Source organism: Pseudomonas sp. MHK4 (genome assembly GCF_054600775.1).
This window is the reverse complement of the sequence record NZ_BAAIAK010000002.1, coordinates 84,672-96,867: the sequence shown is the minus strand read 5'-3', so window position 1 is coordinate 96,867 and position 12,196 is coordinate 84,672. Positions and strand designations below refer to the sequence as shown.

16 protein-coding genes are annotated in these 12,196 nt (G+C 61.5%); 2 read left to right on the top strand and 14 right to left on the bottom strand.

The genetic code is table 11. The features are described 5' to 3' along the window. Window positions 1–25 precede the first annotated feature (25 nt). From phnC to ccmA, 11 genes are all read right to left on the bottom strand, one after another. Window positions 26–859 carry a phosphonate ABC transporter ATP-binding protein gene (phnC, locus tag ACYP2Q_RS05370; protein WP_459729566.1) on the bottom strand — a complete coding sequence of 278 codons (834 nt, stop codon included), beginning with the start codon at window positions 857–859 and terminating at the stop codon, window positions 26–28. A gap of 303 nt (window positions 860–1,162) precedes the next feature. Beyond that, window positions 1,163–1,570, bottom strand: a complete 408-nt coding sequence (locus tag ACYP2Q_RS05365) for a hypothetical protein (RefSeq protein WP_459729565.1) — start codon at window positions 1,568–1,570, stop codon at window positions 1,163–1,165. A 28-nt stretch (window positions 1,571–1,598) separates the two neighbouring features. After that, a complete protein-coding gene (gene ccmI, locus ACYP2Q_RS05360; RefSeq protein WP_459729564.1) occupies window positions 1,599–2,801 on the bottom strand; it encodes a c-type cytochrome biogenesis protein CcmI in 1,203 nt (400 codons plus the stop codon). Continuing rightward, entirely contained in the window at window positions 2,798–3,268 is a 471-nt protein-coding gene (locus tag ACYP2Q_RS05355; protein ID WP_459729562.1) for a cytochrome c-type biogenesis protein, read from the bottom strand. The genes ccmI and ACYP2Q_RS05355 overlap by 4 nt, the downstream gene beginning before the upstream one ends. Then, entirely contained in the window at window positions 3,265–3,801 is a 537-nt protein-coding gene (locus ACYP2Q_RS05350) for a DsbE family thiol:disulfide interchange protein (RefSeq protein ID WP_459729561.1), read from the bottom strand. Before ACYP2Q_RS05350 ends, ACYP2Q_RS05355 begins: the two co-directional genes overlap by 4 nt. Then, on the bottom strand, window positions 3,798–5,786 hold the full coding sequence (locus ACYP2Q_RS05345; RefSeq protein ID WP_459729560.1) for a heme lyase CcmF/NrfE family subunit: 1,989 nt from the start codon (window positions 5,784–5,786) through the stop codon (window positions 3,798–3,800). Before ACYP2Q_RS05345 ends, ACYP2Q_RS05350 begins: the two co-directional genes overlap by 4 nt. A gap of 3 nt (window positions 5,787–5,789) precedes the next feature. Next, window positions 5,790–6,245 carry a cytochrome c maturation protein CcmE gene (gene ccmE / locus ACYP2Q_RS05340; RefSeq protein WP_027621048.1) on the bottom strand — a complete coding sequence of 152 codons (456 nt, stop codon included), beginning with the start codon at window positions 6,243–6,245 and terminating at the stop codon, window positions 5,790–5,792. Continuing rightward, the gene (gene ccmD / locus ACYP2Q_RS05335; RefSeq protein ID WP_008055370.1) at window positions 6,242–6,418 is read right to left on the bottom strand and encodes a heme exporter protein CcmD; all 177 of its coding nucleotides are present in this window, start codon (window positions 6,416–6,418) and stop codon (window positions 6,242–6,244) included. The genes ccmE and ccmD overlap by 4 nt, the downstream gene beginning before the upstream one ends. Further along, window positions 6,415–7,170, bottom strand: coding sequence for a heme ABC transporter permease (locus tag ACYP2Q_RS05330; RefSeq protein WP_415265340.1), 756 nt, complete (start codon window positions 7,168–7,170; stop codon window positions 6,415–6,417). The genes ccmD and ACYP2Q_RS05330 overlap by 4 nt, the downstream gene beginning before the upstream one ends. A gap of 92 nt (window positions 7,171–7,262) precedes the next feature. Beyond that, window positions 7,263–7,931, bottom strand: coding sequence for a heme exporter protein CcmB (ccmB, locus tag ACYP2Q_RS05325; RefSeq protein WP_459729559.1), 669 nt, complete (start codon window positions 7,929–7,931; stop codon window positions 7,263–7,265). Continuing rightward, a complete protein-coding gene (gene ccmA / locus ACYP2Q_RS05320) occupies window positions 7,928–8,563 on the bottom strand; it encodes a cytochrome c biogenesis heme-transporting ATPase CcmA (protein WP_459729558.1) in 636 nt (211 codons plus the stop codon). The genes ccmB and ccmA overlap by 4 nt, the downstream gene beginning before the upstream one ends. 199 nt (window positions 8,564–8,762) lie before the next feature. On the opposite strand from ccmA, the gene fliK reads away from it, so the two are divergent. Both fliK and ACYP2Q_RS05310 read left to right on the top strand, forming a co-directional pair. Then, window positions 8,763–10,331 carry a flagellar hook-length control protein FliK gene (fliK, locus tag ACYP2Q_RS05315; RefSeq protein ID WP_459729557.1) on the top strand — a complete coding sequence of 523 codons (1,569 nt, stop codon included), beginning with the start codon at window positions 8,763–8,765 and terminating at the stop codon, window positions 10,329–10,331. Next, window positions 10,328–10,657, top strand: a complete 330-nt coding sequence (locus ACYP2Q_RS05310) for an EscU/YscU/HrcU family type III secretion system export apparatus switch protein (protein WP_459729556.1) — start codon at window positions 10,328–10,330, stop codon at window positions 10,655–10,657. The genes fliK and ACYP2Q_RS05310 overlap by 4 nt, the downstream gene beginning before the upstream one ends. Window positions 10,658–10,724: 67 nt before the next feature. On the opposite strand, the gene ACYP2Q_RS05305 is transcribed toward ACYP2Q_RS05310, so the two are convergent. The 3 genes from ACYP2Q_RS05305 to ACYP2Q_RS05295 all read right to left on the bottom strand — a co-directional run bounded on the left by ACYP2Q_RS05305 (window position 10,725) and on the right by ACYP2Q_RS05295 (window position 12,173). Then, a complete protein-coding gene (locus ACYP2Q_RS05305; RefSeq protein ID WP_459729555.1) occupies window positions 10,725–10,994 on the bottom strand; it encodes a hypothetical protein in 270 nt (89 codons plus the stop codon). Between the two features lie 297 nt (window positions 10,995–11,291). Next, window positions 11,292–11,687, bottom strand: coding sequence for a DUF2802 domain-containing protein (locus tag ACYP2Q_RS05300; protein ID WP_459729554.1), 396 nt, complete (start codon window positions 11,685–11,687; stop codon window positions 11,292–11,294). Beyond that, window positions 11,688–12,173 carry a chemotaxis protein CheW gene (locus ACYP2Q_RS05295; protein WP_007946765.1) on the bottom strand — a complete coding sequence of 162 codons (486 nt, stop codon included), beginning with the start codon at window positions 12,171–12,173 and terminating at the stop codon, window positions 11,688–11,690. Window positions 12,174–12,196: the final 23 nt, after the last annotated feature.

Sequence of the window (12,196 nt, the reverse complement as noted above, 5' to 3'; positions counted from 1 at the left end):
GAACGGTTGGGAAAAAGAACGCTGATCACGCGCGTGCCAGCACCAGCCGGGGGGCGGATTCGGCGGCGCTGATGTGCTCGGAACACATGAGGCTGGTGTCGATGTCGGCACCGTACAAATCGTTGAGGAACTGGCCGCTCAGGTCGGCGGCGCGGCCGTCGAAATGAATGCGTCCGCCCTTGAGCGCCACGGCACGCGGGCAATAACGGGTGGCGTAGTCGACTTGATGCAGGGTCACCACCACGGTCTTGCCGTCGCGGCGATTGATATCGGCGAGGATCTCCATGACCTTGCGTGCGGACTCCGGGTCCAGGGACGCGATTGGCTCGTCTGCCAGGATCACTTCGGCACGCTGGGTCAGGGCGCGCGCAATCGCCACGCGCTGCTGCTGGCCACCGGACAGGGTCGAGGCCCGCTGCAAGGCCAGGTCGGCCAGGCCAACACGATCCAAAGACTCCAGGGCAAACTGTTTTTCTTCGGCATTGAACAGGCTCAAGTTGCCACGCCAGCGCGGCATGCGCCCCAGGCAACCGAGCAGTACGTTGTCGAGCACGCTCAGGCGATTGACCAGGTTGAACTGCTGGAAGATGTAGCCGATGTCGGCACGCAGGCGCCGCACCTTGCCATTGAGCCGCCCGCTGGCCTGCACTTCGCGACCCAATACCTTGACGCTGCCGCCGTTGTTGCGATCGCAACAGGCCAGGCCGGCCAGATGGCGCAGCAAAGTGGATTTGCCGGAGCCGGACGCGCCGATCAGCGCGACCATCTCACCGGCCGCGATGGTCAGTTCGAGGTCGACCAGTGCGGTTTTACGCGCAAAGGTCTTGTTCAGATGATCGACATGGATAGCTGCGTTCATGGGCTTCTCTGTCTGGTTGAACAGCCATCCGTGGCCGCATTTGAGTTCAACCGACTTTAGGCACCGGGCGTGTCAGCCCTATGACTCGCACAAGTCGCTGGAATAACTATTTGATGAAGGTTTTGTGAAAGGTTGAGAAAGGATCGGGTGGTTAAATGCACTTCCTGTAGGCGCCGGCTTGCTGGCGATCCGATAGTGGCCGTTATGCCGCCATCGCCAGCAAGCCGGCGCCTACAGGTATTGCGACTATCCCGACATTTTTCGTATGCACAAAAAAGGCGACCCCGAAGGTCGCCTTTTGCATTACTGCCCGAACTGCCGTCCCAAACCACCCGGCACGCCGTGGATGTCTGTCTCTTCCCACGGCCCTTGCGGGCTGATCGAGCGGCTCCAGCCGTTATCCCAGCGGTAGTAGGTGCGCTGGCGGTAGAAGGTGTTCGGTTGATCGTCGAGCACATACACACCGAGTTTCGGGTCCCAATGACTATTGCCACCCGGTGGCGGCGCAAAGCTTGCCGAGGTGCGCGGCAACGGCTTGGCCGGTTTGGCCGGCGTGGTCGGCTTGCTCGGTGCCGTCGAGGGCGCCGGCTTGGTACTCGGCTGCGACGGCGGGATCGGCGGCGGGGTCGTCTGCTCGGGTGGCCGTTGGACCGCACAAGCGCTCAGCCCCAAAACAACGCTGAGCAGGGTAATGCGAGCAATGGCGGTCATGGTGGCGTTTCCTGTTATTTATCCGGGCTTATTTATCCGGGCTATCGATGGTCAGTTGTTGCGGCGCAGTGGTGCTGCTGGCCAGGGGCTGGCTGCGACCGATCCACTCGCCTGCCGTCGGCTGGCCGGCACGGGAGATGCGCGCAACCAGTTGGACTTCAGGGAAGTTCGACAGTTTCAACTGCGGCATCATTGCATCGCCATCACCCAGCTCCACAGTCGCAGGCAGGTCAGCCACGGTCAGGCGCTTGGCCGCCAGCGGTGCCGGTGGGCCCGAGGTGGCGCGAGCGAAGATGAACACGCTATCACCGGGCAGAACCTTGGCCTTGAGGTCCGGCGCCAGATCGACACTGACCTTGAGCAACGCTGCCGGCTTGGCGACTGCAGCCTTGGCAACCTGACCGCCGCTGGCCACCAGTTTCTCGGTAGCGCGAGTAATACCACCCTGCAGCGCGACGCGGGATTTGTCCTCCGGCGGCAGTTGCTCCAGCAGGCGATTCCAGTAATCGATCGCTTCCTGGTAACGCTGGCCTTCGAAGGCGGCGATGCCCAGCAGGCCAAGGCTGGTAACTTCCTTCGGATCAGCCTTGAGCGCTTCGTCGGTCAGGGCCTGGACCTTGTCCGACCACTTCTTGCCATCGGCGAAGTACTGGGCCTGCGCCCACTGCCCAAGCAGTTCAGGCTGACGACCGGCGAGGTTGACGGTGCGCTCGAAGGCCTTCGCCGCGTCACCCGGACGATCCTGGGTCATGTAGGTGCGACCGAGGAAGTACAGGGCTTCGGCGGAATCCGGCTGCGCCGCGACCGCGCGCTCCAGGCGTCGGGTCATTTCTTCCATCGACTGCGGCGCCTGGGAAAATTCCCGGGTCAGCTCGACCTTGTCGCTGGCACCAAAATGCAGGTACAGACCCAGGCCCAGCACCGGCACCAGGACTGCCGCCAGCAACGGCGCCGGCTTGCCCAGGCGCGTTATCCGAGGCGCGGCAACGCCCTCGGTGTCGGCGAGCAATTCACGGGCGGCTTCGGCGCGACCGGCGTCCATTTGCGCGGCATCAAGAACGCCCTCTGCCTGCTGAACCTGCAGCTCAGCCACGCGCTCCTGATACAGCGCCACGTTCAGGGCAGTACGATCCTCTTCGAGCTGGGCGCGACGACTACGCAGAACGGGGATCAACAGAAAACTCAGGGCCACCAGGAGCAGCAGACCTGCAGCGAGCCAGAAATCAATCATTCTTGGTTTTTATCCAACAGTTGGTCGAGGCGCTCGCGCTCCTCGGCAGAAAGCGAGCCCTGTGTCTCGGCGCGTTGCGCGCGACGACGGCGGACGATCACCGCAATGACCACAAAACCGCCCAGCAGCAAGCCGGCCGGGCCGAACCAGAGCAAGGCGGTCTTGGCGTTCAGGGCCGGTTTGTAGCGGACAAAATCACCGTAGCGATCGACCATGAAGTCGATGATCTGCTGGTTGTCCTTGCCCTCGCCGAGCATGCGGAAAATCTCTTTGCGCAGGTCGGCGGCGATCGGGGCGTTGGAGTCGGCGATGTCCTGGTTCTGGCACTTGGGGCAACGCAGTTCCTTGGTCAACTCGCGAAAACGCTCGCGATCGCCTTCCTTGGCGAACTCGTAGGTGTCGATGGCAGCGTGGGCCACGCCGGCCAGGCTCAAGCCCAATACCACAGCGGCTAGAAAGCGCTTCATGGCTTGGCCTCATCGACCAGTGCCTGGTACTTGGCCGCCAGTTTTTCGCGCCAGACCTGCTCGTCGATCACACCGACGAACTTGTCGCGGATGATGCCCTTGGCGTCGATGAAGAAGGTTTCCGGGGCGCCGTACACACCGAGGTTCAGGCCCAGGGTGCCGGCATCGTCACGGATGTCCAGTTGATACGGGTTGTGGAATTCCGCCAGCCACTTCAAGGCGTCGGCGTTGACGTCCTTGTAGTTGATGCCGTAGATCACCACGCCCTTCTCGGCCAGCTTGTTCAGCACCGGGTGCTCGACCCGGCAGGAAATGCACCAGGTGCCCCAGACGTTGACCAGTGCCGGCTTGCCGAGGATGTCGGCGCGGGTCAGGGTCTTGTCGCCCTGCACCGCCGGCAGGGAAAACTCCGGAAACGGTTTGCCGATCATCGCCGAGGGCAACTCGGCGGGGTCCAGGTACAGGCCGCGATACAGGAAAACAGCCACCACCAGGAAAATCGCCAGTGGCAACAGCAACAACCAACGTCTCATGCAGTAGCTCCAGACATGCCCAGTGCTTCACGCACGCGGCTTTTCACCTTGACCCGATATCGGCCATCCAATGCCGCCAGCAACCCGCCGAGACCGGTGAGCAAACCACCGAACCAGATCCAGCGCACGAACGGCTTGACGTGCACGCGCACCGCCCAGGCGCCATCCCCCAGCGGTTCGCCGAGGGCGACGTAGAGGTCACGGGTGAAACCGGCATCGATCCCGGCTTCGGTCATCACCGAGTTCTGTACCGTGTAGAGACGTTTTTCCGGGTGCAGGACGCTGACTTCCTTGCCGTCCTTGATCACCCGTACCGTGCCCTTGTCGGACGTGAAGTTCGGGCCTTCGAAGTGTTTGGCGCCTTCGAAGATGAACTGATAACCGCCCAGGGCCATGGATTCACCCGGCGCCAGGCGCAGGTCGCGCTCGGCACTGTTCTGGCTCGACAACACCACGCCGAGGGCGCAGACGGCGATACCCAGGTGGGCCACCTGCATGCCCCAGTAGCTGCGGGTCAGGGTCGGCAGGCCCTTGACCAGGCCTTTGTGGCGGGTCTTGTCGAAGATGTCACGCACACCGGCCAGCAACACCCAGGCCGCGAGCATGAAGGTCGCCAGCACCGCCCAGTTGAAATCGCCGTAGGCAACGCCCGCCACCACCGCCAGCGCGGCGCTGCCGAGCAACACCGGGGTCAGCATGCCCAGCAGCCATTTCACCGGGGTGTCTTTCCAGCGCACGATCACGCCGACCGCCATCACCAGCATCAACAACGCCATCAACGGAATGAACAGCGCGTTGAAGTACGGCGGGCCGACCGACAGCTTGGCACCGGTCATGGCATCCAGGATCAACGGATACAAGGTGCCCAGCAGGATCATCGAAGCCGCCACCACCAGCACCAGGTTGTTGCCCAGCAACAGGGTTTCCCGGGACCAGAGGTTGAAACCGACCTGGCTCTTGACCACCGGTGCGCGCAAGGCGAACAGGGTCAGCGAACCGCCCACCACGAACAGCAGGAAGATCAGGATGAACACACCGCGCTCGGGGTCCGAGGCAAAGGCATGCACCGAGGTCAGCACGCCGGAGCGCACGAGGAAGGTGCCCAGCAGGCTCAACGAAAAGGCGGCAATGGCCAGCAACACGGTCCAGCTCTTGAACACGCCACGTTTTTCCGTGACCGCCAACGAGTGAATCAGCGCGGTGCCCACCAGCCAGGGCATGAACGAAGCGTTTTCCACCGGGTCCCAGAACCACCAGCCGCCCCAGCCGAGTTCGTAGTAGGCCCACCAGGAGCCCAGGGTGATGCCGATACCGAGGAAGGCCCAGGCGACGATGGTCCACGGACGCGACCAACGCGCCCACGCAGCATCAAGACGACCGCCCATCAACGCGGCGATAGCGAAGGCGAACGCCACCGAGAACCCGACGTAACCCATGTACAGCATCGGTGGGTGAACGATCAGGCCGATATCCTGCAGCAATGGATTGAGGTCGGCGCCATCGCTGGGTATTTGCGGCAGGATGCGCTTGAACGGGTTCGAGGTGAGGATCAGGAACAGCAGGAAACCGGTACTGATCATGCCCATCACCGCCAGCACCCGCGCCAGCATCACTTGCGGCAACTGGCGGGAGAACACCGACACGGCGAACGTCCAGCCGCCGAGGATCAACGCCCAGAGCAGCAACGAACCTTCGTGCGCGCCCCACACGGCGCTGAACTTGTAGTACCAGGGCAATGCGCTGTTGGAGTTGCTGGCGACATAGGCGACGGAGAAATCGTCGGCCATGAACGCGTAGGTCAGGCAACCGAAGGCGAACAGCAGGAAGGCGAACTGGCCCCACGCGGCCGGCTGGGCCAGGCTCATCCACAAGCGGTCACCGCGCCAGGCGCCAACCAACGGCACCACGGCCTGAACCAGGGCGAAGCACAGCGCCAGGATCATGGCCAGGTGGCCCAGCTCCGGGATAAAGATTCCAGATGTCATCAGTTAGCCCTCTTTCGCGGGAGTGGGTGCCGACTGGCCGCTGTCTTTCAGGGCCTTGGTCACTTCCGGCGGCATGTACTTTTCATCGTGCTTGGCCAGCACTTCATCGGCCACTACCACGCCATCGGCATTGAGCTTGCCCAGGGCGACGATGCCCTGCCCTTCGCGGAACAGGTCTGGGAGGATGCCGCGATACGTGATGGTCACGGATTTGTTGAAATCGGTGACGACGAACTTCACGTCCAGCGAGTCGCTGGAACGCTGCAGGGAGCCCGCCTCGACCATGCCTCCGGCGCGGATGCGCGTGTCCTGCGGGGCTTCGCCATTGGCGATCTGGGTCGGTGTGTAAAACAGGTTGATGTTCTGCTGCAGGGCGCTCAGGGCCAGGCCCACGGCGGCGCCGACCCCGACCAGGATCGCCAGAATGATGATGAGACGCTTTTTACGCAGCGGATTCACTTGCCGTTCTCCCGGCGCAGACGACGCGCCTCTTGTTGCAGATACCGCTTGCGGGCCAGGATTGGCGCCGCCACGTTGAGGGCCAGCACCGCCAGGCAGATGCCATAGGCCGACCAGACATACAGGCCATGATGGCCCATGGCGAGGAAGTCGCCGAATGAAGCAAAACTCATCGAGCGACCTCCAGGCTGTGTTCGACTTCGGCCTTGACCCAGCTGGCCCGGGCTTCGCGCTTGAGCACTTCGAGGCGCATGCGCAGCAGCAACACCGCGCCGAAGAAACAGTAGAAACCCAGCGCCGTCAGCAGCAAGGGCAGCCACATCTCGGCGGGCATCGCCGGTTTTTCCGTGAGGGTGAAGGTCGCGCCCTGATGCAGGGTGTTCCACCACTCCACCGAATACTTGATGATAGGGATATTGATCACGCCGACAATCGCCAGCACCGCGCACGCCTTGGCCGCGCTGTCACGATTGCTGATGGCGTTGCCCAGCGCAATAAGACCGAAGTACAGGAAAAGCAGGATCAGCATGGACGTTAGGCGTGCATCCCAGACCCACCACGAGCCCCAGGTCGGCTTGCCCCAGATAGCCCCGGTGACCAGCGCCACGGCGGTCATCCAGGCTCCGATGGGCGCCGCGCACTGCAGGGCAACGTCGGCCAGCTTCATTTTCCACACCAGCCCGACGATGCCGCACACGGCCAGCATTACGTAGATGGACTGGGCCAGCATCGCGGCCGGGACGTGGATATAGATGATGCGAAAGCTGTTGCCCTGCTGGTAGTCCGGCGGCGCGAAGGCCAGGCCCCAGACCACGCCAACGCCAATCAGCAGCAACGCCGCGACGCTCAGCCAGGGCAGCATTTTGCCGCTGATGCCGTAAAACCATTTGGGCGAGCCGAGCTTGTGAAACCACGTCCAGTTCATACTTTGTTTCCGTCACGGTTGCTCTTTACTGTGAAGAGCCAGGGCCTGCCTTTCTTCCAAAGAAGTGATCAAAAAATGATCAGGCCTCATTATTATTCGCCGACGCTGATCTTCAGGCCAGCAGCTATTGCAAAAGGTGTCAGGGTTATCGCCAGGGCGGTCAGGCTACCAAGCCACAAGAGATAACCAGTCGCCGGCATGCCCTGCAAGGCCGCCTGCAAGGCGCCACTGCCAAGGATCAACACCGGGATGTACAACGGCAGGATCAGCAACGCCAGCAACAGGCCACCGCGCTTCAAACCGACCGTCAGGGCCGCGCCCACCGCACCGAGCAGGCTCAGCACCGGTGTACCCAGCAATAGGGAAAGCAGCAACACTGGCAGACAGGCGGCAGGCAAACCGAGCATCAACGCCAGCAAAGGCGCGAGCAAAACCAGTGCCAGGCCGGAAAACACCCAGTGTGCCAGCACCTTGGCCAATACCAGAAGAGCCAGCGGGTGCGGCGAAAGGACCCACTGTTCCAGCGATCCATCCTCGAAATCACTGCGGAAGAGCCCGTCCAGCGAGAGCAGGACCGACAAAAGGGCCGCCACCCAGACCAGTCCCGGCGACAAGGTTTGCAACAATTGAGACTCAGGACCGACCGCCAGCGGGAACAGCGAAACGACGATGGCAAAGAACACCAGCGGATTGGCCAGCTCAGCCGGACGGCGGAACAGCAAACGGGCCTCGCGGGCGACCAACAGGCCGAAAACACTCATACGGCCCAGTTCCCCAGATCAATGTCGCGATAGCTCGCCGGCACGCGGCTCAGTGTGTGGTGAGTGGTCAGGACCACCATGCCGCCGCGCTCGCAGTGGCCGGCCAGGTGTTCCTCGAGCTGCGCCACGCCTTGCTTGTCGAGGGCGGTGAACGGCTCATCGAGGATCCACAGCGGTGGGCTGTCCAGATACAGCCGCGCCAGAGCCACGCGGCGCTGTTGACCGGCGGACAGCGTATGACATGGCACATCCTCGAAACCGCGCAGCCCGACAGCCGCCAAGGCCTGCCAGATCGCCTCATGGGACGCGGGTTGATGCAGGGCGCACAGCCAGCTCAGGTTCTCCTGCGGGGTCAGCAAATCCTTGATCCCGGCGGCATGGCCGATCCATAAAAGATTGCGTGCAAGCTCGGTGCGCTGCTCGCTCAGCGGTTGACCGTTGAGCAGCACTTGACCGGCCGTCGGGTGCATCAGGCCCGACAACAGGCGCAACAGGCTGGTCTTGCCACTGCCGTTGGGGCCACTGATTTGTACCATTTCGCCACTGGCCATTCTCAAATCGAGATTTTCGAAGAGCAGCCGAAGGTCTCGCTCACAGGCAAGGGCAACGGTTTGCAGGACTGGACTGGTCAAGGGTTCACGGGCCTTATACGGTTCAAGTCGGCGCTGGAGCGGCCGTTAAAGAGATGCAGAATAAAGGTATTGGCGGCCCGAACGAGAGAGCTGCGTCAAATAACTGCGAAAAATTACCGCACTCTGTATACAACGGAGCGGCATTATACATGCCATTTCCTACTCTCAAGCGTGCAATTTCCCAAGGTTGTGACCGCGTATGACCGGCGAAATGAACATCCTCCCGCTACCGCAGGCCGCCCCGGCGACCTCGCGCCCGCAGGCGGTCAACGGCGAACTGCTCAAGCTACTGACGCCGATGGAGGGCCTGATCAGCGCAGGGCAGACTGCCAAGGCCGAAGTGCTGTCGCTCAAGCAGGCGGACCAGGCGTTTCAATTGTTGCTCAAGCTCACCCTGGAAAGCGGCCGACAGACCACGCTCCAGGCCCTCAGCAACCAACCCTTGGCCCAAGGCACCAGCGTCGCGGTCACCCAGCCTTCGGCGGGCAACCTGGCGATCACCGTGCAGCAAGCTCTCGCCGCCAGCGTCGCCACCCTCACCCGCATCGACACGGCGCAAATGCCGGTCGGCACCCTGCTGCAGGGTAAGGTGCTGACTTCCCAGGTGTTGCCACAAGTGCCGGGGCAACCCACGGTGTTTCGCTCGATGGTCAGCCTGCTCAACACAGCGCTGAGCGGCAGCACGCTGAGCCTCGACAGCGCGCAGCCGTTGCGCATCGGCACCTTGCTCAGCGCCCAGGTGCAGGATGCTCAGACCTTGAAGTTCGTGCCCTTGAGCAGTCGCCAGGAACAATTGGCCGTGACCCAGCAACTGCTGAGCCAGCGAAGTCGCCAGGGCTCGCTGGACGGCTTGCTCAAACTGCTGCAAAACCTGCCGACCTCGGACCAGACCTCCAGCGACCTGCGCGCGGCCGTGGACCGATTGCTCGCGGGCCTGCCGGACATCCAGCAATTGAGCAGCGCCAAAGGCCTGGCCCTGGCGCTGGCCAGCAGCGGCGCATTCCTCGAATCGAAATTGCTGGGCGGTCAGAACCTGGCGCCCGACATGAAGGGCGACCTGCTCAAACTGATCGGCCAATTGTCCTCCGGGCTGCCGGCCAGCACTCACCTCAGCGCGATCATCGCCGGCAACACCCTGGCCCAGGCCATGCCGAGCTTCGTGCGCAATGCCCTGGGCATGCTCGGGCAGGTCAGCGCCAAACCGTCGCCGAACGGTTTTCCGCTGCCTGAGCGGCAGCTACAAAGCGCCGAAGGCGAAGACGATCTGGAACACCTGCTGCGCCTGGCCGCCGCAGCGGTTTCCCGCCTGCAGAGTCACCAGCTGTCCGGTCTCGAACAGACCGGCGTCACCTCGGACGGACGCCTGATGAGTACCTGGCAGCTGGAGATCCCGATGCGCAACCTGCAGGACATCGTGCCACTGCAGATCAAGTTCCAGCGCGAGGAAGCACCCGAAAGAGAACAAGCCAAGGAACGCCCTGAAGAACGCACGCCCAAGCAACAACTCTGGCGCATCGAACTGGCGTTCGACATGGAACCGCTAGGTCCGTTGCAGGTTCAGGCACAGCTGATCCAGGGCAGCCTCAGCAGCCAGCTGTGGGCCGAACGCGCCTACACCGCCAGCCTGATCGAAAGCAACCTGGCGGCACTGCGCCAACGAATGCTGGCAGCGGGGCTGAACGTCGGCGATCTCGACTGCCACCTCGGCAAACCGCCCCAAGGCCCACAAACCCGCCTCGAACAACGCTGGGTCGACGAAAACGCATGAAAAACCCCACCCCCCCACGCCAGGCCATCGCCCTCAAATACGACGGCACCCACGCTCCGACCCTCACCGCCAAGGGCGACGAAGAACTGGCAGAAGAAATCCTGCGCATCGCCCGCGATTGCGAAGTGCCGATCTATGAAAACGCCGAACTTGTGAGTTTGCTGGCGCGGATGGAATTGGGGGACAGTATTCCCCAGGAGCTTTATCTGACGATTGCCGAGATCATTGCGTTCGCGTGGAATTTGAAAGGGAAGTTTCCGGCGGGGCAGGATCTGGATTCGATGATAGTGGAACGCGATATCACCGGGCAGGGAGACGATTATTGAAAGGGCCAAGTGCTGACTGCCCCCATATAGAGAGGCAGCCAACACACGACTGACAGCAATACCTCAATCAGGCATCGCGATCTCTGTTTTCCAGGCGAATATCACCCGCGGTCACTTTACCGTCGTTCCACCGGACCAGCACAAAAGAAATACGCACGCCTACAAGGGGTAACAGGCGCTCCATCCCCATGAAGTCACGTCCGCGAAGATCGTATAGATTATTATCAAGTGCGGATCGAACCGTTCCTTTTGCCGCTGGTGTTATGACTGGCCAACCTGGATCTTCCAACTGAAAAGACGCAATGATTCCGGTATGACGATTTCGTTGCTGTTCCATGCGATACATTCCTTGAAGTTTGAACTTCACATATGAGTGATCGAGCCTGCAAGACAGGTTCGAATTCAAACTAAGGTTTTCGACAAAACGACTCAACTATCAAAAGTAACAGGATTCAAACGTTTGAAATTCGAATTAACAAATTGACATTTGCTCTATCAAATAAAACTATAAATGGCGGTGATCTTTCGAAGGTCTTCGCTGGCAAGCCAGCTCCTACAGGTGAACGTAACCCCTGTAGGAGCTGCCGAAGGCTGCGATCTTTTGCTGTTGCTTAAAGCTTGCCACTTGAAGCTTCTAGCTGCCCTTGTGCAACTTGCTCATCAACTCCGCCTCAGCCTGGGTCAAACCGCAGGACTGGGTCAGTTCGTCGACGCTGGCGCCCATCCCGACCAGTTTCGCCGCCTGTTCAAACGACAGGCTCGACGGATCACGCTGTTCCAACCGGGCCAGTCGGTCCGGCAAGGGCGTGACGATCGCGCGCAATTCATGCAGGTCTTCGCCCATGCTCACATTGCCGTTCTGGTAATTGTCGACGCGCCGGCCCAGGTCCTTGATGCGCTGGTCACGCTGCGCATCGCCCTGGGCCTGTTGCGCAGCGATCAACTTCTGGCCACGCACGTAAGACAGAAACATTGCCAGCGTGCCTGCCCACAACAGGAACAGGACAATGACCGCTACCTCGAGGATCAATCAGATGTTCTCCAGGTCCGACCATTCTTCTTCGCTCATCATCTTGTCCAGTTCGACCAGGATCAGCAGTTCGTTGTTCTTGTTGCACACGCCTTGGATGAACTTGGCGGATTCTTCGTTACCGACGTTCGGCGCCGTCTCGATTTCCGACTGACGCAGGTAAACCACTTCGGCCACGCTGTCGACCATGATCCCGACCACTTGCTTGTCGGCTTCGATGATGACGATGCGGGTGTTGTCGCTGATTTCGGCATTCATCAGGCCAAAGCGCTGGCGGGTGTCGATCACGGTGACCACGTTGCCACGCAGGTTGATGATGCCCAGCACGTAGCTCGGGGCGCCCGGTACCGGGGCGATTTCGGTGTAGCGCAGGACTTCCTGGACGCGCATCACGTTGATGCCGTAGGTTTCATTGTCCAGCTTGAAGGTGACCCATTGCAGGATCGGATCTTCGGAACCCTTTGCCGCCGTTGCCTTGTCATTCATACCCTGATCCCCTCAAGAAACCG

What these genes read in the sequence shown, in the direction of transcription:
- phnC (WP_459729566.1), bottom strand. Translation starts at nt 859, where the DNA reads ATGAACGCAGCTATCCATGTCGATCATCTGAACAAGACCTTTGCGCGT.
- ACYP2Q_RS05365 (WP_459729565.1), bottom strand. Translation starts at nt 1,570, where the DNA reads ATGACCGCCATTGCTCGCATTACCCTGCTCAGCGTTGTTTTGGGGCTG.
- ccmI (WP_459729564.1), bottom strand. Translation starts at nt 2,801, where the DNA reads ATGATTGATTTCTGGCTCGCTGCAGGTCTGCTGCTCCTGGTGGCCCTG.
- ACYP2Q_RS05355 (WP_459729562.1), bottom strand. Translation starts at nt 3,268, where the DNA reads ATGAAGCGCTTTCTAGCCGCTGTGGTATTGGGCTTGAGCCTGGCCGGC.
- ACYP2Q_RS05350 (WP_459729561.1), bottom strand. Translation starts at nt 3,801, where the DNA reads ATGAGACGTTGGTTGTTGCTGTTGCCACTGGCGATTTTCCTGGTGGTG.
- ACYP2Q_RS05345 (WP_459729560.1), bottom strand. Translation starts at nt 5,786, where the DNA reads ATGACATCTGGAATCTTTATCCCGGAGCTGGGCCACCTGGCCATGATC.
- ccmD (WP_008055370.1), bottom strand. Translation starts at nt 6,418, where the DNA reads ATGAGTTTTGCTTCATTCGGCGACTTCCTCGCCATGGGCCATCATGGC.
- ACYP2Q_RS05330 (WP_415265340.1), bottom strand. Translation starts at nt 7,170, where the DNA reads ATGAACTGGACGTGGTTTCACAAGCTCGGCTCGCCCAAATGGTTTTAC.
- ccmB (WP_459729559.1), bottom strand. Translation starts at nt 7,931, where the DNA reads ATGAGTGTTTTCGGCCTGTTGGTCGCCCGCGAGGCCCGTTTGCTGTTC.
- fliK (WP_459729557.1), top strand. Translation starts at nt 8,763, where the DNA reads ATGACCGGCGAAATGAACATCCTCCCGCTACCGCAGGCCGCCCCGGCG.
- ACYP2Q_RS05310 (WP_459729556.1), top strand. Translation starts at nt 10,328, where the DNA reads ATGAAAAACCCCACCCCCCCACGCCAGGCCATCGCCCTCAAATACGAC.
- ACYP2Q_RS05305 (WP_459729555.1), bottom strand. Translation starts at nt 10,994, where the DNA reads ATGGAACAGCAACGAAATCGTCATACCGGAATCATTGCGTCTTTTCAG.
- ACYP2Q_RS05295 (WP_007946765.1), bottom strand. Translation starts at nt 12,173, where the DNA reads ATGAATGACAAGGCAACGGCGGCAAAGGGTTCCGAAGATCCGATCCTG.